Raw genomic sequence first — 23,092 nt, 5'->3', positions numbered from 1 at the left:
CACCCCGGTCATAACGTCCAGGCCTAATCAGTGAGGTCGGATGATCGGAGACTTGCGATGACGCTCGAGGCACGACCAGAGGCCGTCGCCACCCGCGACGGGAGCGGCGCGGTGGGCACGGTCGAGGCGCCGCGGCGCGGGCGCTGGATCGACGTCTGGGATCCCGAGGACGCCACGTTCTGGGCCGGGAAGGGCCGTGCGATCGCGCGGCGGAACCTGTGGCCCTCGATCTTCGCCGAGTTCCTCGGCTTCTCGGTCTGGCAGCTGTGGAGCATCGTCGTGGTGTCGATGCCCAAGGCCGGCTTCGGCTACGACACGAACCAGTTGTTCTGGCTGGTCGCGCTGCCGAGCCTGGTCGGCGCGACGCTGCGGTTGCCGTACACGTTCGCCGTACCGCGGTTCGGCGGGCGGAACTGGACGATCTTCTCCGCGCTGCTCCTGCTGATCCCGACCGCGGGCCTGTCGTACTTCATGACCCGGCCGGACACGCCGTTCTGGCTGATGGCCCTGGTCGCGGCGACCGCGGGCGTCGGCGGCGGCAACTTCGCCAGCAGTATGACGAACATCTCGTTCTTCTACCCGGAGAAGGAGAAGGGCTTCGCGCTCGGCATCAACGCGGCCGGCGGCAACCTCGGCGTCGCCGTCGTCCAGCTGCTGGTGCCGATCGTGATCGTCGCCGGCGCGGGCCTGTCGCTGAACCGGGCGGGCCTGATCTGGCTGCCGCTGGTCCTCCTGGCCGCGTTCTGGGCCTGGAAGGTGATGGCCAACCTGTCGGTGGCGAACTCGTCGTTCCGTACGTCGATCGCCGCTGCGAAGCGCCCGCACACGTGGGTGATCTCGTTCCTGTACATCGGCACCTTCGGGTCGTTCATCGGCTTCGGGGCGGCGTTCCCGCTGCTGATCAAGACCACGTACCCGGACATCACGCCGGCGCATTTCGCGTTCCTCGGCGCGCTGGTCGGGTCGGTGGCGCGGCCGTTCGGCGGCAAGCTGGCCGACCGGGTCGGCGGCGCGTGGATCACGGTCTGCTCGTTCGTGGTGATGGGGCTCGGCATCCTGGCGGCGATCGTGTCGGTCAAGTCCGGGAGCTTCGCGGCGTTCCTGATCAGCTTCCTGGTCCTGTTCGTGGCGAGCGGCGCGGCCAACGGGTCGACGTACCGGATGATCCCGGCGGTGTTCCGGCTGACGACGCCGGACGACCCGGGCCGGGCGCGGCGGGAGGCGGCGGCCTGTATCGGGATCGCGTCCGCGGTCGGCGCGTACGGCGGGTTCCTGGTACCGCGCGGGTTCGCGATGTCGACGAGCACCTTCGGTTCGCTGATCCCGGCGCTGTACGTGTTCTGCGGGTTCTACGTGCTCTGCCTGGCGGTGACGTACTTCTGCTACCTGCGCAAGGGTGGCCCGCTCAGCCAGGAGCGCGTGTGAGCGCTATCTCCACTCACTGTCCGTACTGCGCTCTGCAGTGCGCCACCACGCTGCACCCGGTCGCGCGACCGGGTGCCGTGGAGGTGCGCCCCGCCGGGGAAGGCGGGCTGTGTCGCAAGGGCTGGACGGCTCCTGAGGTACTCACGGCGCCGGATCGGCTCACCATGCCGCTCGTCCGGGACGCTGCGGGCGAGCTGGTGGAGACGAGCTGGGATGCCGCACTGGACTTCGTCGCCGACCGGATCCGGGCGCTGCAGTCGGCACACGGTCATGATGCGGTGGCCGTGTTCGGCGGTGGCGGGCTGACGAACGAGAAGGCGTACGCGCTCGGGAAGTTCGCCCGGGTGGCGTTGAAGACGGCGAACGTGGACTACAACGGGCGGTTCTGCATGTCGTCGGCAGCGGCCGCGACGAACCGCGCGTTCGGGATCGACCGAGGGCTGCCGTTCCCGCTGGCGGATCTGGGCGGCGCAGGGGCGGTGCTGCTGGTCGGCAGCAACATCGCGGAGACGATGCCGCCGGCGGTCGCGCATCTGCAAGGGGCGAGGGACGCGGGTGGACTTCTGGTCGTCGACCCGCGCCGCTCGGCCACGGCAGGACTGACCTCCGATGACGGCGGCATTCATCTGCAGCCCACGCCCGGCACCGATCTCGCGTTGGTGCTCGCGCTGACACATGTGGTCTTCCAGGAAGGCCTTGCTGACTCTGCCTTCCTGGGCGAGAGGGTCGAGGATCCGGACCTGTTGATCCGCTCCACGGCTTCCTGGTGGCCGGAGCGGGCCGAGCGGGTAACCGGTGTGCCGGCCGCGACGATCCGCCGGGCCGCGCGGGTGCTGGCGGCCGCTGCACCGGTACACGGCGGCGCTGGCGCGTTCATCCTGACCGGGCGCGGGGCTGAGCAGCACAGCAAGGGCACTGACACTGTCACTGCCTGTATCAACCTTGCGTTGGCGCTGGGGCTGCCGGGGCGGCTCGGGAGCGGGTACGGGTGCATCACGGGACAGGGGAACGGGCAGGGCGGTCGCGAGCACGGGCAGAAGGCGGATCAGTTGCCTGGCTACCGCAGCATTACCGACCCGGCGGCTCGTGCGCACCTGATGCGTGTCTGGGGCGTGGACGACCTGCCCGGCCCCGGGAAGAGTGCGGTCGAGCTGATCGACTCGTTGGGTACGGCGGATGGCCCGCGCGCGCTGCTCGTCCACGGGAGCAACCTGCTCGTGTCGGCGCCGAATCTCCGGTCGGTAAGGGATCGGCTGGCCGCACTGGACCTGCTGGTGGTCGCGGACGTCGTGCCGTCCGAGACGGCGCTGCTGGCGGATGTGGTGTTTCCGGTGACGCAGTGGGCCGAAGAGGACGGAACGATGACGTCGCTCGAGGGCCGGGTACTGCGTCGACGTACGGCGGTCGCGCCGCCGGGTGAGGTCCGGAGCGATCTTGCGGTCTTCGCGGGGCTGGCCGAGCGGCTGGGCGTCGCAGGCTTCTCGACCGATCCGGCCGAGGTCTTCGAGGAGTTGCGGCGGGCGAGTGCGGGCGGGAGGGCCGACTACTCGGGGATCACCTGGGCTCGGCTGGACGCTGGTGAGGCGTTGTTCTGGCCGGTGCCCGAGGAAGGCCACCCGGGGACGCCGCGGCTGTTCGCGGACGGGTTCGCGACGGCGGACGGACGGGCGCACGTCGTGGCGGTCGATCATCGACCCGTCGCGGATGACCTGTCCTCGGATGCGCCGATATATCTGGTGACCGGGCGCTTGCTGCAGCACTACCAGAGCGGTGCGCAGACGCGTCGCGTGCGCGAGCTGGCCGAGGCGGAGCCGGAGGTGTACGCGGAGATTCACCCGCGAGTGGCCGCACAGCTGGGGATCGGTGACGGGCGTCCGGTGCGGTTGCGTACTGCGCGTGGGTCAATGGTGCTGACGGCGCGGCTGACGACCGACGTACGGCCGGACACGGTGTTCGTGCCGTTCCACTTCGGTGGGGTCGAGGCGGTCAACGAGCTGACCAACGATGCCCTCGATCCGGTGTCGCGAATGCCCGAATTCAAGGCGTGTGCCGTCGAAGTCACCGCCGCTGCTCTGCCGGCGACGGGAGTGTCCGCATGAAGGTGGTGATCATCGGCGGTGGCATGGCCGGGCGCAGGCTGGCCGAACTGCTGCCGTCGTACGACGTGACGGTGCTCGGCGACGAGCCGTCGTACAACCGGAGCCGGCTGACGGAGTACGTCGCCGGCCGCGCAGAGGTTGCCGTTGGCGACGAAATGGTGGTCGGCGCGGTCGCGGTGGATCGCGCGCGGCGGGTTGTCACGGACTCCGATGGTCATCAGCACACGTACGACCGGTTGGTGTTCGCGACCGGCGCGATGCCGGTCGTCCCGGATGGCGTCGTCGGTGGGCAGCTGCTGAGGTCCGTCGACGATGCGCGGGCGGTGGTCGAGGTGGCGGGATCGGCGCGGCGGGCGGTGGTGCTGGGCGGCGGTGTGCTCGGCGTCGAGACCGCTTGTGCGCTGCGTGAGCGCGGAGTCGCGGTGACGCTGGTCCACGACGGGGAAACCCTGCTGGACAAGACGATCCGGGCGTCTGCCGGTCGACGGGTCACGCGGGCGGTGCGGGAGCTCGGCGTCGAAGTACTCCTCAACGCCACGCTCGACGGCACCGAGCTGAAGGACGGCCGGTTCCGATCGCTGCGGTTGCGCAACGGACGCCAGGTCTTCGGCGAACTCCTGGTAGTCGCCTGCGGCGTCCGTCCACGGACCGAACTGGCTACTGGACTGTCCGTCCGCAGCGGAATCGTCGTCGACCGAACGCTGACCAGTCCCGACGACCCGAACGTCCATGCGATCGGGGACTGCGCAGAGATCGAGGGTCGCCTCACCGGCACCGTGGCGTCTGCGTGGGTGCACGCTGGAGCGCTCGCCACCACGCTGGCTGGTCCAGGTGTCGCACCGGCCGCGCCGGACTTCGACGTGGTGCGCGTGACCGCGGGTGGGCTGGACGTGCTTGGTCTGGGAGACAAGGACGAGGACGGCGAGGTCGTTCGGCTCGAGGACGGCAGTCGGTACGTGCGGGCCGTTCTACGGGACGGCGTGGTGCGGTCGGCGGTGGTGGTAGGCGCCCCGGACGTGGCTGCGGAATTGGTTCTACTGGCGGACCGCGGGACGCCGGTGGTCGCGGACGGGTTGCTTGCAGCGCCCGCCGTACCGGACAAGAAGGTGCCGACGGTGTGTCGGTGCAACGGGGTTACCAGGGCCGCGATCGAGGCGGCCTGGCGTGGGGGTGCCGACAGTGTCGACGGCATCGCCGCCACGACGCGGGCGACGACCGGGTGCGGCAGTTGCACCGGCGCCGTCGGCGAACTGCTCGACCGCCTCCGGCGCGGCGAGACCGAACCAGTCCCGAGCAGGAGGGCGACGATGGCAGAGCTCAAGAAGGCCAAGCACGTTGTGGTGGTCGGCGGTGGCATGGTCGCCCACCGGCTGGTGGAGGCACTGCGGCAGCGCGACACCGAGATCACCTATCGCATCACGGTGTTCGCGGAGGAGCCGCGGCTGCCGTACGACCGGGTCGCGCTGACCAGCTACTTCTCCGGCCGCGACCCACACGACCTCTCGCTCGGCGACCCCGAGCTCTGGGACGACCCGGCCGTGAACCTGCGCAAGGGCGTGCAGATCACCTCGATCGACACCACGGCGAGGACCGTCACGACCGCGCGCGGCGAGCAGGTCGGGTACGACGAACTCGTCCTGGCGACCGGCTCCGCGGCCTTCGTCCCGCCCGTGAAGAACAACGATGCGCAAGGCTGCTTCGTCTACCGGACCATCGACGACGTCGCCGCGCTCCGCGTGTATGTCGAGCGCCTCAAGTCCGAAGGAAAGCAGGTCAACGGTGTCGTCGTCGGTGGCGGTCTGCTCGGGCTGGAGGCGGCCGGTGCGCTGCGGGCGCTGGACGCGGCGACGAAGGTCGTCGAGTTCGCACCGCGGTTGATGCCGTTACAGGTCGACGAGGGCGGCGGTGCCGCACTGTCCCGCTTGATCGAGGACCTCGACGTCGAAGTACTGACCGAGACGCAGTGCCAGCGCGTGAAGCTGACCTCGCAAGGCGCGGCGCGGGCCATGGCTGTTGCCGACGGCCCCGATCTGCCGGCGGACGTGGTGGTGTTCGCAACCGGCGTCCGTCCGCGCGACGAACTCGGTCGCGAAGCAGGTCTGGCGATCGGCGAACGCGGCGGTGTCGTCGTGGACGAAGCCTGCCGTACGTCGGTGCCCGGAGTGTGGGCGATCGGTGAAGTCGCCTGTATCGAAGGCCGGGTCTGGGGACTGATTGCCCCCGGCTACACGATGGCCGAGATCGTTGCCGACCACCTACTAGGTGGCGAGGCAACCTTCCCGGGCGCGGACACGTCCACCAAGCTGAAGCTGCTCGGTGTCGACGTCGCGAGCTTCGGTGACGCGTTCGGCGCGACCGAGGGCGCGCTCGACATCGTGTACGCCGACCCGGTGGCCGGCGTCTACAAGAAGCTCGTGCTGTCCGACGACGCCCGTACCCTGCTCGGAGGCATCCTGGTCGGGGACGCGTCGGCGTACTCCGGGCTGCGCCCGATGGTCGGCCGGGAGCTCGGGGAGGACCCGGCCGCGTTCCTGCTGCCCGAAGGTGCCGGACCGGTGCAGCTCGAGCTGCCGGACGAGGCACCGGTGTGCTCGTGCAACAACGTGTCGGCCGGGACGATCCGGTGCGCCGTACGCGACGAGGGCTGTACCGACATCAAGTCGGTGTGCGGGAAGACCCGCGCGGGCACCAGTTGCGGTTCCTGCCTGCCGATCGTGAAGAACCTGCTGAACACCGAGCTCACCAAGGCCGGCGTCGAGGTCAGCAAGTCGCTGTGCGAGCACTTCGCCCTGAGCCGGGCCGAGCTGTTCGACGTCGTCCGGATCACCGAGCTGCGGACGTTCAGCGAGATCGTCGAGCGGCACGGGACCGGGCGCGGGTGCGACATCTGCAAGCCAGTGGTGGCGTCGATCCTGGCCAGCGTCGACCCCGCCGGTCACGTCCTCGAGGGTGAGCGCGCGACGCTGCAGGACACGAACGACCATGTGATGGCGAACATGCAGAAGGACGGCACGTACTCCGTCGTACCGCGCATCCCCGGCGGTGAGATCATGCCCGAGGGCCTGATCACGATCGGGGAGGTGGCTCGCGACTTCGGGCTGTACACGAAGATCACCGGCGGCCAGCGGGTCGACCTGTTCGGCGCGCGGATCGAGCAGCTGCCGGCGATCTGGAAGCGGCTGGTCGACGCCGGGTTCGAGTCGGGGCATGCGTACGGCAAGGCGCTGCGGACGGTGAAGTCGTGCGTCGGATCCACCTGGTGCAGGTACGGCGTACAGGACTCGGTCGGGATGGCGATCGCGCTGGAGTTGCGGTACCGCGGGCTGCGGTCGCCGCACAAGCTCAAGCTCGGCGTGTCCGGGTGTGCGCGCGAGTGCGCCGAGGCACGCGGCAAGGACGTCGGCGTGATCGCCACCGAGAAGGGCTGGAACCTGTACGTCGGGGGCAACGGCGGGATGACGCCCCGGCACGCGGAGCTGCTCGCGTCGGACCTGTCGGACGAGGAGCTGTTCCAGGCGATCGACCGGTTCCTCATGTACTACGTCCGCACCGGCGACCGGCTGCAGCGGACGGCGGTGTGGATGCGCGAGCTCGAGGGCGGACTCGATCACGTGCGGGACGTCGTACTGAACGACAGCCTCGGGATCGCCGCCGACCTGGATGCCGCCATGGCCCGTCACGTCGACTCGTATGTCGACGAGTGGCAGGCGACGCTCAACGATCCCGGCAAGCTGGCCCGGTTCGTGTCGTTCGTGAACGCGCCGGACCAGCCCGACGCCGACCTGCGCTACGTGGTCGAGCGCAACCAGCCGCGGCCCGCCACGCCGGCCGAACGCGGACAGCTGGAGCCGGTGCTGCTGGCCGGCCCCCGATTGGAGGTACGCCGATGAATGTCTGTGCTTTCGACGTCCTGCTGCCCGAGCGTGGCGTGGCCGCGCTGCTCGGGGACGCGCAGATCGCGTTGTTCCGCACGCACGACGGCAAGGTGTTTGCCATCGGCAACCAGGATCCGTACAGCGGGGCGAACGTGATGTCGCGGGGCATCGTCGGCAGCCGCGGCGATGTGCCGACGGTGGCGTCGCCGATGTTCAAGCAGGTCTTCGATCTGCGCACCGGGGTGTGCCTGGACGATCCGTCGGTGTCGTTGCCGGTCTATCCGGTAACAGTGCTGGACGGTCAGGTCGTGGTGGGCCCGGGTGAGCACTAGGACCGGGCCGCTGAGCGGCTGCACGATCGCGATCACCGCGCATCGGCGCGCGGAGGATCTGATCGCGTCGTTCGAGCGGCGCGGCGCGAAGGTGCTGCACGCGCCGACGCTGCAGATCGTGCCGGTGGCCGACGACCACGCGCTGATCGAGGCGACCCGGCGGGTGATCGCGAACCCACCGGACGACGTCGTGGTCACCACCGCGGTCGGGTTCCGCGGCTGGGTCGAGGCGGCGGACACCGCCGGGCTGGCCGCGGACCTGTTGGGCACGCTGGAGCAGTCGCGCATCCTGGCGCGTGGTCCGAAGGCGCGCGGCGCGATCCGGGCCGCGGGTTTGGTGGAGCATTGGTCGGCGCGGTCGGAGACGACGGTCGAGGTGGTGGAGTGGCTGCGTACGCAGGGCGTCCACGGCCGGAAGATCGTCGTCCAGCTGCACGGCTTGTCGGAACCGTCGCTGCAGGAGAATCTGCGGTCGGCCGGAGCATCGGTGCGTGGGCTGGAGGTGTACCGGTGGGGGCCGGCGCCCGATGCGGTCGTGGTCGAGCGGATGGTCTCGCAGATCTGCGCGGGGACGGTGGATGCTGTCGTACACACGTCGGCGCCGGGTGCGCAGGCGATGCTGGACGCGGCGGCGCTGGCCGGACAGTACGACGGGCTGGTGACGGCGCTGCGGACGGGACGTGTGCTGAACGCATGCGTCGGGCCGGTGACCGCGGGGCCGTTTGTGGCGTTGGGATTGGAGCCGTTGGTACCGGATCGCTTCCGGTTGGGCGCGCTGATCCGCATCGTCACCGATCGGCTCACCGACGACAACGCGCGTTCGATCGAGACGGCGTTCGGTCAACTGGTGATCCGTGGTGGCGCGGCGGTGCTGGACGGCGTCGTACTCCCGCTCGGTCCCGGACCTCGTGCAGTGCTGGCTGCTCTGGTTGCCGCCGGTGGGGACGTGGTGTCGCGTCCGGAGTTGCTGGCGGTGCTTCCTGGCGCGGAGGACGTGCATGCCGTCGAGGTGACGGTCAACCGGCTGCGGACGGCTGTGGGGCGTCCGGAGTTGGTTCGTACTGTCGTCCGGCGCGGTTACCGCCTCGCTGTCGAGCCGGCCGGGGTGGCGTCGTGACCGACCTTGTCGCAGTGGCCCACGGTACGGCGAACCCGCGCGGTATCCGGGTCGTCCACGGCCTGGTGCGGGAGATGGCCCGCCAACGTCCTGACCTGCCGATCTCGCTCGGCTTCGTGGACCTCAACCTCCCCGCCCTGCCCGAGCTGATGCGCCGGGTGGTTGCCGACAGCAACCAGGCTGTCGCGGTGCCGTTGCTGCTGAGCTCGGGCTACCACGTGTACGTCGACGTCGCCGCCGAGGCGGAGCGCTATCCGGGACAGGTGCACGCGGCGGCCGCGCTCGGGCCCGATCCCGTGCTCGCCGAGATCCTGGCCGACCGGCTCGGCGACCTGTCTCGCGTCGACCACGTCGTACTGGCCGCCGCCGGCTCCTCCGACCCGCGCGCCCTCCTCGACTGCGAGGAAACCGCGGATCTGCTGTCCCGCCGCATCGGCCGTCCGGTGCAGATCGGCTACCTCTCCGGCGCCGGCGAGCGCCTGCCAGCCGTCCTCGCCCGAACCCCCGGCCGGGTCGCCGTCGCGACGTACCTGCTGGCCCCGGGGTTCTTCGAGACCCTCGTACGACGGCACGCCCGCGGCCACGCCGTCAGCCCGCCCCTGGGCGCCGACCCCCGCCTGGCGGCCCTTGCCCTCCACCGTTTCACCTGCAGTTCGACAGGAGGTGTCGACCGCGGAAGCGTCCGGCAAGCGCTTGTCCCCGGCGTGTCGCGGCCGTTCATCCCCACACCTCCTGTCGAGCCGCGGATTTGCCGAGGCTCCTTGCCTGCGTGATGCGCCCGGCGCATGGTGGAGGCGTGAGCGGAAAGGAATGGGCCGACCTGAGCCCGCGATACCGGCGACTGATCATGATCGGCGCAGCCATAGAGGGGCTGATGAAGGCCGTCGCCCTGGCCGACCTCGCCCGCCGCCCCGCCACCCAGATCCGAGGCCCCAAGCCCCTCTGGGCCCTGGCACTCACCGTCTTCAACTCGCTAGGCACCGCGCCCATCGCCTACTGGCTCTACGGCCGCAAAACCAAGTAGTCAGGGCGCATCCAGGGCCGGGCCCAGGTGCGCTTCCTCGTAGGCGTAGTGCGCCTCGAGGTCGGTGGTCAGCTGGGCCAGGGTGGCGCGTAGTTCATGGGCGTGGGCCGGGTTGGCGATGAGTTGGTCGAGGGTGGCGGTCAGTTCTTTGTTGAGGGCGGCGACCGCGGCGTGCTCCTGGGTGAGGCGGTCGAGGGCGGGCTTGAGTTCTGGGAAGTCTGCGGCGAGGCGAGGGAAGACGCCGTCCTCGCGTGAGTGGTGCGCATGCAGTGAACCGCAGAACGACAGACAGTGCTGGTGGAGGGTCTTGAGCTGGACCGGGGCGGGTCCGGAGCCGGAGAGGTAGGCGTCGACCGCGGCGAGGGTGGTCGACAGTTGTTCGCGCAGGCCGGCGTGGATCTCCTTCAGTTGCGCGGTCGCCGCGCCCACGCCGGCCGGCGTCAGGGCGACGACCTGGATCACGCGGGACGTGCTCGCCTGGTACGCCGCGAAGGCCGGATCGCGCTCGGCCTGCCGGCCGTACAAGCGGTCGCGTTCGATGCCGGTGATCTCCTCGGCGATCTCGTCGTACCGGGTGCCGTCGACCTCGACGGTGACGAGCGGGTTGGTGCGGAGGTTGTGCAGCCAGGCGGGGGACCGCGGGCGGCCGGCGTTGCTGGCGAAGACGAGGAGGCGGCCGGCGTCCTCGGCGTACGCGACGGTGACCGTGCGCGGTACGCCGGACCGCGCGCCGGTGGTGGTGAGCTGGAGCAGCATGCGCATACCTTTGGCTCGAGAAGTGGTTTAGCTTTGCAAGCAAAGTAGTTTTGAGGACAAAGGTATGTCAAGCGTCGACGACAGCATTCGCACACTTCTGCTGCTGATGCCCCGGATGGTGGGCCGCACGAAGCGCCTGAAGGTGCCCGAAGAACTGGCCGGCCTCAACCTCGCGCCGCGCCACCTCAGCCTGTTCGCCTACCTGCTCTTCGACGGCCCCCTGGGCGTCAACGAACTGGCCGAACGCCTGGAGGTGACCCCCGCCACCGTCAGCCTGATGGTCACCGAGCTCACCCGCAAAGGCATCCTCACCCGCACCGAGGATCCCACCGATCGCCGGCGCGCAATCATCACCCTCGCGGCCCCCCACCGGCCCTCCATAGACGCCTGGCTGGCTCGCGGCGCCCGAGCCTGGCGCACCGCCCTCGAACCCCTGAGCGATGAGCAGCGAACGCTCTTCGTCAAAACCCTGAAAGCCTACGAAGAGGCCCTTTGACCGGCAGCGCTTGGACCCTGCCCGGAACCACCCAAGGCATCTGACCTTCGGGCGGTGCGTCAGGCCTGCGTGTCGCGGAGGGCTCTCAGGTCGGCGTGGCAGCGGGTTTCTACTTCGGCGAGGTCGGTCAGGGTTTCTTCGATGTCGCGGCGGCGTTGTTCGAGTTCGGCTCGGCGGTGGGTTATCTGGTCGAGCAGGTAGACGAGTTGACCTTCTTCGCCGGGTTCGGCGTCGTACATGTCGACGATCTTGGCGATCTCGTCGAGGGAGAAGCCGAGGCGTTTGCCGCGGAGGATGAGGCCGAGGCGGACCTTGTCGCGCGGGTGGTAGACGCGGGCGGTGCCGCGGCGCTCGGGAGTGAGCAGGCCGCGGTCCTCGTAGAACCGGATCGTTCGCAGCGTGACGGCGTACTCGGCGGCGAGCTCGGCGATGGACCAGGTCTCAGCGGACACCCGGCTATTGTGCATGTACCCCAGCGTGCTTTACGTTTACGTAAGCGTCAAGCACGAAGGGGTGCCGCATGTTCGAGCTGTCCGAGGAACACCGGGAGTTCCGCCAGAGCGTTCGCGACTTCGCCGAGGCGGAGATCGCGCCGCATGCGGCCGAGTGGGACCGCAAGCACTACTTCCCGGTGGAGGTCGTGCAGAAGATGGGGAAGCTCGGCCTGTTCGGGCTGACCGCGCCGGAGGAGTACGGCGGCGCCGGCGGTGACTTCACCAGCCTGTGCGTGGCGATCGAGGAGATCTCCCGGGTCGACCAGTCGATGGGTATCACGCTCGAGGCCGCGGTCGGGCTCGGCATCAACCCGATCCTGACGTACGGCACCGACGAGCAGAAGGCGACCTGGCTGCCCGACCTGGTGGCCGGTCAGAAGCTGGCCGGGTTCGGCCTGACCGAGCCGGAGTCGGGCTCGGACGCCGGCGCGACCAAGACCCGCGCGGTGCTCGACGGCGGCGAGTGGGTCATCGACGGCTCCAAGCAGTTCATCACCAACTCCGGCTCGTCCATCACCTCGTGCGTGACGGTCACCGCGCGGACCGGTGAGCGCGCGGACGGCAAGCCGGAGATCTCCACCATCATCGTCCCGAGCGGTACGCCGGGCTTCGTGGCGGAGGCGGCGTACGACAAGCTCGGCTGGCATGCGAGCGACACCCATCCGCTGTCGCTGAGCGGCGTACGGGTGCCGGAGGCCAACCTGCTCGGTCAGCGCGGGAAGGGTTTCGGCCAGTTCCTCGCGACGCTCGACGACGGGCGGGTCGCGATCGCCGCGGTCGCGCTGGGATGCATCCGGGCCTGCCTCGAGTTGTCGGTGCAGTACGCCGGTGAGCGGCAGACGTTCGGCGGCCCGATCGGGCGCAAGCAGGGGGTCGCGTTCCAGATCGCCGACCTGAAGGTGATGGCCGACGCGGCCGAGCTGCTGGTGTACCGGGCGGCGGCGTTGAAGGATGCCGGAGCGTCGATGCCGGAGTTCAAGCAGGCTGCGTCGGTCGCCAAGCTGTACGCGACCGAGTCGGCCGTGACGGCTACCAGGATCGCCACCCAGGTCTTCGGCGGCTACGGCTTCATGGAGGAGTACCCGGTCACCCGCTTCTACCGCGACGCCAAGATCCTCGAGATCGGCGAAGGTACGTCGGAGGTCCAGCGCATGCTCATCGCCCGGAGTCTCGGGCTCCCGGTGGAATGATGCCTGCATGACTGTATTGATGCCACGCCTCCGGCGCGGCGGGTCATGGGGCTGTGACTCCCTGCCTTCCCTCGTCGCTCCAGTCGCTTCGCTCCCTCCGCTCCTCAGTCCAGGCCGGGAGGCCCCATGACCCACGATCACTGGACTGAGGTCAAGGTTGCCCGCGAAGCGACGCTGGCGCCGCCGGAGAAGGCCAAAGCCAAGCTCGACAGCCAGAACAAGCTCTACGTCCGCGACCGGATCGCCCTGCTCGTCGACGAGGGCAGCTTCGTCGAGGAAGCGCAGTTGGCCAACGCCCTCAAGCCCGGGCTGCCTGCCGACGGCGTGGTCACCGGCCGCGCGCTGGTCGACGGCCGGCCGGCGCTGATCGTCGCCAACGACCCGACCGTCAAGGCCGGCTCGTGGGGTGCGCGCACGGTCGAGAAGATCGTCCGGATCACCGAGGTGGCCCTCCGCGACGAGCTGCCGATCTTCTGGCTGATCGACTCCGCCGGCGCCCGCATCACAGACCAGGTCGAGCTGTTCCCGGGGCGTCGCGGCGCGGGCCGGATCTTCCACAACCAGGTCGCGCTGTCCGGCAAGGTCCCGCAGATCTGCTGCCTGTTCGGGCCGTCCGCGGCGGGCGGCGCGTACATCCCGGCGTTCTGCGACATCGTGATCATGGTCGACGGCAATGCCTCGATGTACCTGGGCTCACCCCGGATGGCCGAGATGGTCGTCGGCGAGAAGGTGACGCTGGAGGAGATGGGTGGCGCCCGGATGCACACCAGCGTGTCCGGCTGCGGCGACCTGCTCGCGTCCGACGACACCGAGGCGATCGAGCTCGCCAAGCAGTACTTCTCGTACTTGCCCGGTTCGTGGCGCTCGCGGCCCCCGTCGTACGACGCCTCGGACGCCGGCCGTGACTTCACCCGGGATCTCGTCCCGGCCGAGGAGAGTGTCGGGTTCGACATCCACGACGTGATCGATGCGGTCGTCGATGCGGACACCTTCTTCGAGATCAAGCCGGCGTACGCGCCTGAGCTGGTGGTCGGGTTCGGCCTGCTGGCCGGTCAGGTCGTCGGGATCGTGGCGAACCAGCCCGCCGTGAAGGGCGGGGTGCTGTTCGTCGACTCGGCGGACAAGGCGGCGCGGTTCATCTGGCTGTGCGACGCGTTCAACGTGCCGCTCATCTATCTGTGCGACGTGCCCGGGTTCATGATCGGCAGCGAGGTCGAGCGCGCCGGGATCATCCGGCACGGCGCCAAGATGATCACCGCCGTGTCCGAGGCGACCGTGCCGACGGTGTCCGTGATCGTGCGCAAGGCGTACGGCGCCGGCCTGTACGCGATGTGCGGACCGGGCTTCTCGCCGGACGCGTGTGTCGCGCTCCCGACCGCGAAGATCGCCGTGATGGGTCCGGAGGCGGCCATCAACGCCGTGTACTACAACAAGATCCAGGAGATCGCCGACGACGGCGAACGGGTCGAGTACGTCGCCAAGCTCCGCGAGGAGTACGAGACCGACATCGACATCCTCCGCCTGGCCGCCGACCTGGTCATCGACGCCATCGTCGAGCCCGAGGACCTCCGCACCGACCTGATCGCCCGTCTCGCCGCCGCCCAGTCCAAGGACCGGACTTTCTCCCACCGCCGCCACGGCGTACCGCCGGTGTAGATAGTCTGCATCCGTGAGTGCAAACGATTTCGCGGGCCGCGTCCGCTCTCGGGAGAAGCTGGTTGGTTACTGGATCACGCTCGACGTGCCGCCGGCGGCCGAGCGTATTGCCAGGTTGGGGTACGACTATGTGGTGCTCGACGGGCAGCATGGGCTGATCGGGTACCAGGGGTTGATGACCGGGCTGCTTGCCATCGATGCGGGGGCCTCGATCGGGCCGCGGGCGACAGCGGGGCTGGTGCGGGTCGAGGCTAACGATCCGACGCCGATCGGGCGGGCGCTGGACGCCGGCGCGACCGGGGTGATCGTGCCGCTGGTCGACACCGCGGAGGACGTGGCGCGGGCGGTCCGCGCGGCGAAGTACCCGCCGGTGGGGGTGCGCTCGTTCGGGCCGATGCGGGCGTCGTTGCGGATCGGCCCGGTGCCGGCCGACAGCAACGCGCAGACCGTCGTACTGGCGATGATCGAGACGCCGCTCGGGCTGAAGAACGTCGCCGAGATCTGCGCGACGCCCGGGCTCGACGGCGTGTACGTCGGCCCGTCGGACCTCAGCCTCGCGCTGGGCGCCCGGTTCCCGGGTGATCCGGAGCTCGCGGGGCCGTTCGAGGAGGCGGTCGAGCTGATCGCCCGCACCGCCGAGGAGGCCGGGATCGCCGCGGGCATCCACACCTTCGACGGAGACTCCGCGCACCGCCGGCTGGAGCAGGGCTACAGCTTCGCGACCGTTGCCTCCGACCTCAGCCACCTCGAGGCGATCGCCGCCGCCCACCTCGAGACTGCACGGGCGAGCTTCCCGAGCTAAGTTCGGAGCAGCACACCGAGGAGGCCGGGGATGAAGGCACCCGATCGCGGCGCGTTGCCGCTGGGACTGGCGGCGACGCTGGGGCGGACGTACGGGCGGCTGACCGAGACGGTGCAGGGGCTGAGTGACGCGGACTTCCGGCGCGACACCCGGTGCCCCGGCATGCCTGTCGGTCCGCTGCTCGTCCATCTGCTGTACGACGCCCAGCGGGCGTTGATCGCGTTCGCCAGCCCGGCCGTGGTCGAGCCCGATCGGGACTTCGTCACCTACTGGAAGGACTTCCCGCCGCAACCCGACGGGGACACCAGCTTCGTCCAGGGCATCGCGGCGTCGTACCGCAAGCCCGGCATGCTCGTGCAGCACTGGCGCGAGGTGTCGGAGGCGGCGGTCCGGGCGGCCGCGCGCGGAATGGCCACGAAGGGCCATCGGATCGAGACCCAGGGTCATGTGCTGCAGGCCGGCGACTTCGTCGCGACATTGGTGCTTGAGGCAACGGTCCATCACCTCGACCTGATCGTCGGGCTGCAGGAGGCGCCGGAGCCGGACCCCGAGGCGCTGCAGGTGACCGCGCGCACGCTGGACGGGCTGTTCGGGCCGGACGCGTGGGACGTGATCGGCTGGGACACGACGACGTACGTGCTGAAGGCAACCGGTCGGCTGCCGCTCGACGAGGACGACCTCGACATGCTCGGCCCGTACGCGAGCCGCCTACCGCTGCTCGGCTAGAACACCCCGGCGAACGGGTCCTCCAGCTCCTGCCAGTCCAGGTTGGCCAGCTCGGACTCGGTGAGCAGGCACGCGTCCAGGATCGCCTGCAACCGCGCCGGGTCGAGGCCCATGCCAGTCGCGACCACCGTGCACTCCGCGAGGTGCTCGGTCTCGGACCACTCGCCCAGCATCCCGAGCGACGCGCTGTAGCCGGCGGACTCCCATCGGACGCGCTGGGTCGGCCGGTTCGCCAGCCAGACCACTCCGCGGCTCCGGACGACTCCATCGACGATGTCCTCGAGCGCGTCGTTCAGCCGGGACGGGTGCAGCGGGCGCGTCGACGTCCACAGCACAGTCGTCACCCCGTCGCCGCTCGGCTGGACCCGGTCAGAGGAGGCAAGCTCACCGGCCCACGCTTCGGCCGCGTCGAAGTCGAACCGCCCGGTCCGCGCAACCGGTCCGGTCGGCACGCCGGCAACGTCGGCAGTCACCACGGACGTCCGCGGGTTCAGATGCTCCAGCAGATGCACCAACCGCTCAGGCGCCGTACTGCGGTGTGCGTTGGCCAGCAGGCACACGTCCGCGTACTCGATCTGTCGCGCCGTCAGCTCCGCAACGTTGCGCCGATCGGGCAGACCGAGGGCGAGACCGCGCTCCGCGAGCAGCTCATCACCGGACAGCTGCTCGACCAGCAGTACGGCGTCGACGACGCAGGTGACCGTGTCGACAACGACCTCCGGCAGCGCGGACATCAGTGTGGCGACCAGCGGACGCGCCTCCATCGCAGGCGGGGTGGCGAGCACGACGTGGTCCCACTGCTGACGCGCCACGAGTGCCTCCAGCAACGGTACGAGCGACTCGATCAGCTGGCACGCGCCGCAGTCGTCCCCGACGGTGAACTCACCGGCGTCGATCGGTCCGGACGCGTCGCTCACCCGCCAGGACAGCACGCCCCGCCCGGGTAGCTCGTCCTGGTCGACGACCGCGACCACTGTGGTGGCGTCGGTCATCGCATCGAGGACAGGCTCCCGCAACGTCGTGGAGAGCCCCACCAGCAAGGACAACGGAGTCTGCGCTCGGGCGGTCATCTCCTCAGTATATGAAAACGGTTTTCATCAGTCCAGAGGCCCGATCGTCTGGTAGGTAAAGGACATGGCGATCGAGATCGGGCGGTTCAGCGGTGAATGGGACGAGCTCCTGGAGCTCCTGGACATGGCGTTCTCCTCGCCGTGGACCGACGCGCAGTACGAGTCGGAGCGGAAGATCTGGGAGCGCGAGCGGACGACGGTCGCGACCGACGACGGGCAGCTGGTCGGGCACACCGGGACGGTCTCGCACCGGATGACGGTGCCCGGCGGGCAGCTGCCGGTGGCGGGCGTGACGATGGTCGGGGTGCGGCCGACGCACCGGCGGCGCGGCATCCTGCGCGATCTGATGCTGGCCCAGCTGACCGACATTCACGAGGCCGGCACGGAGCCGCTGGCCGCGCTGACCGCGAGCGAGCCGGTCATCTACCCGCGGTTCGGGTACGGGCTCGCGTCGGATCACCAGGAGATCGTCGTACCGAAGGCGTCGCGCACGCTGCGCCCGGTGGCCGGCATCGACGACGTGCGGATCCGGTACGTCGACGTACGCGAAAGCCTCGCCCGGTGCGCGGTACTGCGGAACAAGCTGGCGCTCGAGCGGCCGGGGATGTTCCAGCACGACGAACGCTGGCAGGAGTTCGTCATCAGCAACAACCTGCTGAGCAACACGTCGAACGCGTCGAAACTCCGGTGCGTGCTGGCCGAGCGGGACGGCGAGCTGACCGGGTTCGCGTACTACCGGACGAAGCGGGCCGAGAAGGGGTACGTCGACGTGCTGCGGGTGCACGCGGTCGACCTCGCGTCCCATGCGGCGCTGTGGCGGTACCTGCTCGAGCCGGACCTGCTCAGCGAGACGCACTGCGAGATGGTCGCGTCCGACGACCCGCTGCTGGACCTGCTGCTCGACCCGCGGGCGCCGTCGCCGATCACCCGCGACGGTGTATGGGTCCGGCCGGTCGACGTCGGTACGGCGCTCGCCGGGCGGACGTACGCGCGGGACGTCGACGTCGTGATCGAGGTGATCGACGACTTCCTCCCGTGGAACGCGGGCCGCTGGCACCTCGACGGCGGGCCGGCAGGGGCCGCCTGCGAGTCGACGTCCCGGGATGCGGACCTCACGCTGCAGGTGCGTGATCTCGGCGCCGTCTACCTCGGCCGTCCGTCGCTGGCCAGGCTCGGTCGCGCCGGTCTGGTCGAGGAGCACACCGCCGGTGCACTGTCCGCAACCGCGGAAGCGTTTTCCACAACTCGACTACCGTTCCTCGATACGGGCTTTTGACGAGGTAGCCTGCCCAGATGCAGACGCAGCGTCGGGGTGCGCTCGCCGTGGCCGCCGTGGTGCTCGTGGGAGTTGTGGCGGCCGGGTTCGTCGTGCTCGCGTCGGCGAGCGGGCCGGTCCGGCCGGTCAGCGACAGCACGCTGAAGGCGACCCCGCGGCCGTTGCCGACGTACCTGCAGTCCGACACCGCGGCGCCTCCGCCGACCGCGACGCCGACGCCGCGCGACATCAAACCGGTCGAGATGCCGGCCTGGCTGAAGGCGTTGTGGCAGGCCCTGATCTACCTGGCGATCGCGGCATTGGCCGTGTTCATCGGGCTGGTCCTCTACCGGATCATCAGCAAGGTGCGGCTGCCGCAGGCGGAGCCTGAGGACCCGGACTGGGAGCGGGTGAAGACGGAGCGCCTCGCCGAGGCGGTCGACGTCGGCCTGGCCCGCATCGACTCCGGCCGCGCGACCGATGCGGTGATCGCGTGCTGGGTGGCCTTGGAGGAGGCGGCCGCATCGGCCGGGGTGCCGCGGGATCCGTCCGAGACGCCGGCCGAGTTCACCGTGCGGGTGCTCGGGATCGGCGGGATCTCCGAGGGGCAGCTGGTCCGCCTCGGTGCGCTGTACCGCGAGGCGAGGTATTCCACGCACGGTTCGAGCGAGGAAGCGCGGACCGAGGCGCGGGCAGCGCTCCTGCGGTTGCGTGACGAGCTCGCCGCGGCTCATCCCGACACGGCGGAGGTCCCCGGATGACGTCGTACCGCTGGACGCCGTTGGAGGAGAAAGGGCCGCCGCAGGAGGTCAAGAAGCGCCGGTCGCTGCGGCCCAACAAACTGCTGCTGCAGCATGTCGGCATCGCGGTGCTGGCGAGCCTGCTGCTGGTCGCGGTCTTCGGCGCCGCGGGGATGGCGCCACGGCCGCTCTGGTTCGTCGGGACCGCGCTCGCGATCGGGATCGGGTCGCTGGCGATCCGGCTCGTGATGCCGCAGGTGCTGGAGACGAGCTGGCCCGGTCAGCACGACGAGAAGCTCGCCGCACTGCGGACGCGGACCAACGACAACCGGACCCAGTTCATCGCCACCTGGTTGCAGGAGTCGAGCCGTGAGCGGCGTGCCGGTGAAGGCTCGCAGACCTTCGTACGCCGGGTCCGGCCGATGCTGCTCGAGCTGACCGTCGACTGCCTGGTGCACCGGCACGGCATCGACCCTGATCGGGAGCCGGACCGGGCCCGCGAGATCACCGGCGACCGGCTCTGGGAGCTGGTCACCGGCGAGGACAAGCGCACCGCGTCCCTCGACGAGATCGAGTACGCGATCCACACCATCGAGAACCTGTGAGGGATACCTGTGACTGATGGCGAGCTGACGCTCGGTGAGGTTTCCGAGCTGAGCCGGCAGGTGCTGGAGCGAGTCAGCCAGGCCGTGGTCGGGAAGGCCGACGCGCTCGAGCTGGTGCTGGCGGGTGTCCTGGCCGGCGGGCACGTGCTGCTCGAGGACTACCCGGGCCTGGCGAAGACGCTGGCCGCGCGGTCGTTCGCGCAGGCGCTCGGGCTGGAGTTCCGGCGGGTGCAGTTCACGCCGGACCTGCTGCCGTCGGACGTCACCGGCGGGTTCGTGTACGACCAGAAGGAGTCCGAGTTCGTCTTCCGGCCCGGTCCGATCTTCACGGGTCTGCTGCTGGCCGACGAGATCAACCGGACGCCTCCGAAGACGCAGGCTGCCCTGCTGGAGTCGATGCAGGAGCACCAGGTCACCGTCGAGGGGCAGACGTTCCCGCTGCCGACTCCGTTCCACGTGCTCGCGACCGCGAACCCGGTGGAGTACGAGGGCACCTATCCGCTGCCGGAGGCGCAGCTCGACCGCTTCATGCTGCGGATCGGCTTCGGCTACCCGAGTCCCGCGGAGGAGTGGGAGGTACTGCGGCGTCGGATGAGCCGTCGTAGCGAGGACCAGACCGTCGACGCCGTGACCGACGCGGCTGGTCTGCGCGCCGCACAACGTGCCGTCGAGACGGTGACTGTCGACGACACCGTCGGCCAGTACTGCGTCGACCTGGCAGCGGCGACCCGTCGTGACTCGCAGGTGCTGGTCGGCGCGTCGCCGCGTGGTTCGCTGGCGCTGCTGCTGACGGCTCGGGCGTACGCGGTGATCCAGGGCCGGGACTACGTCGTACCGGAGGATGTGAAGACGGTGGCCGTGGCTGCGCTGGCACACCGGATCACGGTGCGGCCGGAGCTGTGGCTGCACGAGGTGACTGGGGCGACCGTCGTGCGGACCGTGCTCGGATCGGTCGCGGCGCCGCCTACCGTGGTCGCCGCTAGATGAGATGGCGGCCGACGCACGCGCAGATCCGGGCCATCTGCGTGGCCGCGGTGCTGCTGGCGGCCGCCGTACTGCTGCGACGGCCGGATGCGGCCGTGTTCGGGTTGCCGTTGGCGTTCCTGGCCGCGTGGGGCCGGTTCTTCCGGCCGCGGGAGCGTCCGCAGGTGCACACCGAGCTGGACGCGGACGTGCTGTTCGAAGGGCAGGCGACGACGTACCGGTTGCGGGTGCCGGACGGGGTCGATCCGGACATCGACCTGATCGTGGCGGCGCTGCCGCGGACGGCCTGGTTCCAGTACGACCCGCCGCAGGCGGCGGTCGCGGAGCCGGTCTCGCACGGTGAAGTGACGCTGGAGGTCGGCGTACGGTCGAAGCGGTGGGGCCTGCGGTCGTTGGAGCGGCCAACGGTCACGGCGACGTCGACGGCCGGGGCGTACCGGATCCAGGTGACGTCGGTGGAGTCCCAGGCGGTGACGACGCTGCCGCTCCGGGAAGGTTTCGAAGCGGTCGACGCCGTACCGCGGCCGGCCGGTCTGGTCGGGTTGCACCGATCGCGGCGGCCGGGCGAGGGGACGGAGCTGGCCGGCGTGCGGCCGTTCCGGACCGGTGACCGGCTGCGGCGGATCAACTGGGCGGTGTCGGCGCGGACGCAGGAGCTGCACGTCACGTCGACGTGGTCCGACCGGGACACCGAGGTCGTGATCATGGTGGACACCGGCGGCGAGATCGGCGTCAGCGAAGGGATCGACGGGCGGTCCTCGAGCCTCGACACCGCTGTGCGAGCAGCCGCGGCGGTCGCCGAGCACTATCTGCGCAACGGTGACCGGGTGCGGTTGATCGACACGGGCAGCCTGTTCCGCGGCGTGCGGTCGGGGAGCGGGCGCGCGCATCTGCGCCGGATCCTGGACACCCTCGTCCACGCGGACCGGCGCGGCCGGCAACAGGACGAGGAACAGCTCGCACGCCGGAACCGGGTCCGGTCGGACAGTTTGGTGCTCGTCCTCAGCCCGCTCCTGCGCCCGACGATGCTCGGCTACATCGTCACGCTCGTCCACTCGGGCTGCACGGTGATCGCTATCGACACGTTGCCGCCGGACGTCGCGTCGATCATCGACCTCGACACCCACGACACCCGATCCTGGCCACTCGCCTGGCGTTTGCGGCTGCTGGAACGCCGCCGCGATCTCGATCGTCTCAGCGACCTCGGCGTGCCGACCGTCCCGTGGCGCGGCTCCGGCACGCTGGACGAGGTACTGCGCGACGCCGCGCGACTGTCGGCGGCTCCAAGGATCCGCTCATGAACACCTCGGAAAAGATCACGCTCTGGCTGGCGCAGCTTCGTGCGTCCGGGCGGGCTGTCGTGTTTGCCCGGCTGGCGATTGCGGTCACGGGGACCGTCGCGCTCGTCGTGCCGGCTGTTCAGTCGTGGGACCAGCTGGATCTGATCCCGATCGTCGCTGTGCCGGTGCTGCTGGCAACTGTCGTGCTGCCGGATTCGCCGGCGGGCTTCGTGTTCGTGCTGGTCGTCACCCTCGGCTGGTTGATGCGGGCGCCGGCCGAGATCAGTTGGAGCCTGGTGCTGACCGCGCTGGTGCTGGTGGTGCTGCATCTCGCTACCGCGTTCGCCGCGCAGATCCCGTCGTACGCCCGCGTGCACCCGGCCGCGCTCCGGCGATGGTGGTTGCCTACGGCAATCGCCTTGCTGCTGGTGCTGGTGGTCGCCTTGGCCGCCGGCCTGATCCAGGGCGCAGATGTCGCGGGCTCGCTCGTGGTGACCGTGGTCGCGATGGCGCTGGCGACGGGGACGATCTGGTTCGCCGCCGGGCAGAAGCTCGATCGGGACTAGCCGAGCGTGTCCGCGATCTCCTCGGCCCAGGGCATCGGGATCGCGTTCGGGCCGATGACCTGCATCGCGGACATGACGGTCAGCAGCATGCCGGCGGAGAGGAACTCCCGGGCTTCCTGCGGTGATGCGCCGGTCAGCTCCCGGATCAGGGCGTAGATGCTGCCGAAGCGCTCCCGCACGCAGTCGCCGATCACCGGATCGCCGCTGGCGGAGAAGCCGTGCAGCAGGACGAGGAGCAACTCGCGCTCGCCGAGCAGCCGCTTGTAGTTGCGGCCCAGCGCGCCGAGCTCCGGCGTCTCGTCGGCCGCCTCGCGGAAGATCTCCTCGATGCGGCGGCACACGCTGTCGACGGCGGCCAGGAACAGCTGCTGCTTGGTCCCGAACAGGCGGATCACGTAGGGCTGCGACACCCCAGCCATCCGGGCGATCTCGTCGGTCTTGGTGCCCTCGTACCCCGACGCCGCGAACGCGCGCACCGCGGCCTCCAGGACCTCCTCGCCGCGCTCTTTGGCCGTCAACCGAACCCTCGTCATCCCAGCTCCTCCAGCATCCCTCGACGATCTGCTTGACATGTTATCAGTGGATGCATACTCTCGTCGC

Annotated in this window: 22 protein-coding genes; 18 read left to right on the top strand and 4 right to left on the bottom strand. The window is 70.0% G+C overall.

All coding sequences use genetic code 11. The features are described 5' to 3' along the window. Positions 1-57: 57 nt before the first annotated feature. Genes ACIA58_RS29860 through ACIA58_RS29830 form a run of 7 tightly spaced genes read left to right on the top strand, consistent with a single transcriptional unit; the run spans position 58 to position 9,872 of the window. Positions 58-1,425 carry an MFS transporter gene (locus ACIA58_RS29860; protein WP_396407129.1) on the top strand — a complete coding sequence of 456 codons (1,368 nt, stop codon included), beginning with the start codon at positions 58-60 and terminating at the stop codon, positions 1,423-1,425. Further along, entirely contained in the window at positions 1,422-3,524 is a 2,103-nt protein-coding gene (locus tag ACIA58_RS29855) for a molybdopterin oxidoreductase family protein (RefSeq protein WP_396407128.1), read from the top strand. The genes ACIA58_RS29860 and ACIA58_RS29855 overlap by 4 nt, the downstream gene beginning before the upstream one ends. Further along, positions 3,521-7,414: a nitrite reductase large subunit NirB gene (nirB, locus tag ACIA58_RS29850; RefSeq protein WP_396407127.1), complete on the top strand. Its 3,894-nt coding sequence runs from the start codon at positions 3,521-3,523 to the stop codon at positions 7,412-7,414. Before ACIA58_RS29855 ends, nirB begins: the two co-directional genes overlap by 4 nt. Continuing rightward, positions 7,411-7,731: a nitrite reductase small subunit NirD gene (gene nirD, locus ACIA58_RS29845; protein ID WP_396407126.1), complete on the top strand. Its 321-nt coding sequence runs from the start codon at positions 7,411-7,413 to the stop codon at positions 7,729-7,731. Before nirB ends, nirD begins: the two co-directional genes overlap by 4 nt. After that, positions 7,721-8,848, top strand: a complete 1,128-nt coding sequence (locus tag ACIA58_RS29840) for a uroporphyrinogen-III synthase (protein ID WP_396407125.1) — start codon at positions 7,721-7,723, stop codon at positions 8,846-8,848. The genes nirD and ACIA58_RS29840 overlap by 11 nt, the downstream gene beginning before the upstream one ends. After that, entirely contained in the window at positions 8,845-9,621 is a 777-nt protein-coding gene (locus ACIA58_RS29835) for a sirohydrochlorin chelatase (protein WP_396407124.1), read from the top strand. The genes ACIA58_RS29840 and ACIA58_RS29835 overlap by 4 nt, the downstream gene beginning before the upstream one ends. Before the next feature lie 23 nt (positions 9,622-9,644). Next, positions 9,645-9,872, top strand: coding sequence for a hypothetical protein (locus ACIA58_RS29830; RefSeq protein WP_396407123.1), 228 nt, complete (start codon positions 9,645-9,647; stop codon positions 9,870-9,872). Here the strand turns inward: ACIA58_RS29830 and ACIA58_RS29825 are convergent, their stop codons facing one another. Then, on the bottom strand, positions 9,873-10,634 hold the full coding sequence (locus tag ACIA58_RS29825; protein ID WP_396407122.1) for a nitroreductase/quinone reductase family protein: 762 nt from the start codon (positions 10,632-10,634) through the stop codon (positions 9,873-9,875). It lies immediately after the preceding gene. Positions 10,635-10,692: 58 nt separating this feature from the next. Between ACIA58_RS29825 and ACIA58_RS29820 the strand changes: the two genes are divergently transcribed. Beyond that, entirely contained in the window at positions 10,693-11,124 is a 432-nt protein-coding gene (locus tag ACIA58_RS29820) for a MarR family winged helix-turn-helix transcriptional regulator (RefSeq protein ID WP_396407121.1), read from the top strand. 59 nt (positions 11,125-11,183) lie between these two features. Here the strand turns inward: ACIA58_RS29820 and ACIA58_RS29815 are convergent, their stop codons facing one another. After that, positions 11,184-11,576, bottom strand: a complete 393-nt coding sequence (locus ACIA58_RS29815) for a MerR family DNA-binding transcriptional regulator (RefSeq protein WP_396407120.1) — start codon at positions 11,574-11,576, stop codon at positions 11,184-11,186. A gap of 68 nt (positions 11,577-11,644) precedes the next feature. Between ACIA58_RS29815 and ACIA58_RS29810 the strand changes: the two genes are divergently transcribed. The 4 genes from ACIA58_RS29810 to ACIA58_RS29795 all read left to right on the top strand — a co-directional run bounded on the left by ACIA58_RS29810 (position 11,645) and on the right by ACIA58_RS29795 (position 15,992). Continuing rightward, the gene (locus tag ACIA58_RS29810; protein ID WP_396407119.1) at positions 11,645-12,808 is read left to right on the top strand and encodes an acyl-CoA dehydrogenase family protein; all 1,164 of its coding nucleotides are present in this window, start codon (positions 11,645-11,647) and stop codon (positions 12,806-12,808) included. Between the two features lie 126 nt (positions 12,809-12,934). Then, positions 12,935-14,464, top strand: coding sequence for an acyl-CoA carboxylase subunit beta (locus ACIA58_RS29805; RefSeq protein WP_396407118.1), 1,530 nt, complete (start codon positions 12,935-12,937; stop codon positions 14,462-14,464). A gap of 13 nt (positions 14,465-14,477) precedes the next feature. After that, a complete protein-coding gene (locus tag ACIA58_RS29800) occupies positions 14,478-15,266 on the top strand; it encodes an HpcH/HpaI aldolase/citrate lyase family protein (RefSeq protein ID WP_396407117.1) in 789 nt (262 codons plus the stop codon). Between the two features lie 30 nt (positions 15,267-15,296). After that, positions 15,297-15,992, top strand: coding sequence for a maleylpyruvate isomerase N-terminal domain-containing protein (locus ACIA58_RS29795; RefSeq protein WP_396407116.1), 696 nt, complete (start codon positions 15,297-15,299; stop codon positions 15,990-15,992). Here ACIA58_RS29795 and ACIA58_RS29790 read toward each other — a convergent pair. Next, positions 15,989-17,062 carry a CobW family GTP-binding protein gene (locus ACIA58_RS29790; protein WP_396407115.1) on the bottom strand — a complete coding sequence of 358 codons (1,074 nt, stop codon included), beginning with the start codon at positions 17,060-17,062 and terminating at the stop codon, positions 15,989-15,991. The two genes, ACIA58_RS29795 and ACIA58_RS29790, sit on opposite strands and share 4 nt — an antisense overlap. A gap of 64 nt (positions 17,063-17,126) precedes the next feature. Between ACIA58_RS29790 and ACIA58_RS29785 the strand changes: the two genes are divergently transcribed. Genes ACIA58_RS29785 through ACIA58_RS29760 form a run of 6 tightly spaced genes read left to right on the top strand, consistent with a single transcriptional unit; the run spans position 17,127 to position 22,492 of the window. Further along, the gene (locus ACIA58_RS29785; protein ID WP_396407114.1) at positions 17,127-18,338 is read left to right on the top strand and encodes a GNAT family N-acetyltransferase; all 1,212 of its coding nucleotides are present in this window, start codon (positions 17,127-17,129) and stop codon (positions 18,336-18,338) included. Between the two features lie 17 nt (positions 18,339-18,355). Continuing rightward, complete coding sequence (locus ACIA58_RS29780; RefSeq protein ID WP_396407113.1) at positions 18,356-19,078, top strand: DUF4129 domain-containing protein; 723 nt, start codon at positions 18,356-18,358, stop codon at positions 19,076-19,078. Further along, complete coding sequence (locus ACIA58_RS29775; RefSeq protein ID WP_396407112.1) at positions 19,075-19,662, top strand: hypothetical protein; 588 nt, start codon at positions 19,075-19,077, stop codon at positions 19,660-19,662. Before ACIA58_RS29780 ends, ACIA58_RS29775 begins: the two co-directional genes overlap by 4 nt. 9 nt (positions 19,663-19,671) lie before the next feature. Continuing rightward, positions 19,672-20,649 carry an AAA family ATPase gene (locus tag ACIA58_RS29770; RefSeq protein ID WP_396407111.1) on the top strand — a complete coding sequence of 326 codons (978 nt, stop codon included), beginning with the start codon at positions 19,672-19,674 and terminating at the stop codon, positions 20,647-20,649. Further along, complete coding sequence (locus ACIA58_RS29765; RefSeq protein ID WP_396407110.1) at positions 20,646-21,947, top strand: DUF58 domain-containing protein; 1,302 nt, start codon at positions 20,646-20,648, stop codon at positions 21,945-21,947. Before ACIA58_RS29770 ends, ACIA58_RS29765 begins: the two co-directional genes overlap by 4 nt. Beyond that, complete coding sequence (locus tag ACIA58_RS29760; RefSeq protein WP_396407109.1) at positions 21,944-22,492, top strand: hypothetical protein; 549 nt, start codon at positions 21,944-21,946, stop codon at positions 22,490-22,492. Before ACIA58_RS29765 ends, ACIA58_RS29760 begins: the two co-directional genes overlap by 4 nt. Here ACIA58_RS29760 and ACIA58_RS29755 read toward each other — a convergent pair. Next, on the bottom strand, positions 22,489-23,025 hold the full coding sequence (locus tag ACIA58_RS29755; protein ID WP_396407108.1) for a TetR/AcrR family transcriptional regulator: 537 nt from the start codon (positions 23,023-23,025) through the stop codon (positions 22,489-22,491). The two genes, ACIA58_RS29760 and ACIA58_RS29755, sit on opposite strands and share 4 nt — an antisense overlap. Positions 23,026-23,092: the final 67 nt, after the last annotated feature.

The sequence above is a fragment of the Kribbella sp. NPDC051586 genome (assembly GCF_044453965.1).
Classification (GTDB): Bacteria; Actinomycetota; Actinomycetes; order Propionibacteriales; family Kribbellaceae; genus Kribbella.
This window is presented reverse-complemented; position numbering and strand designations above follow the sequence as displayed.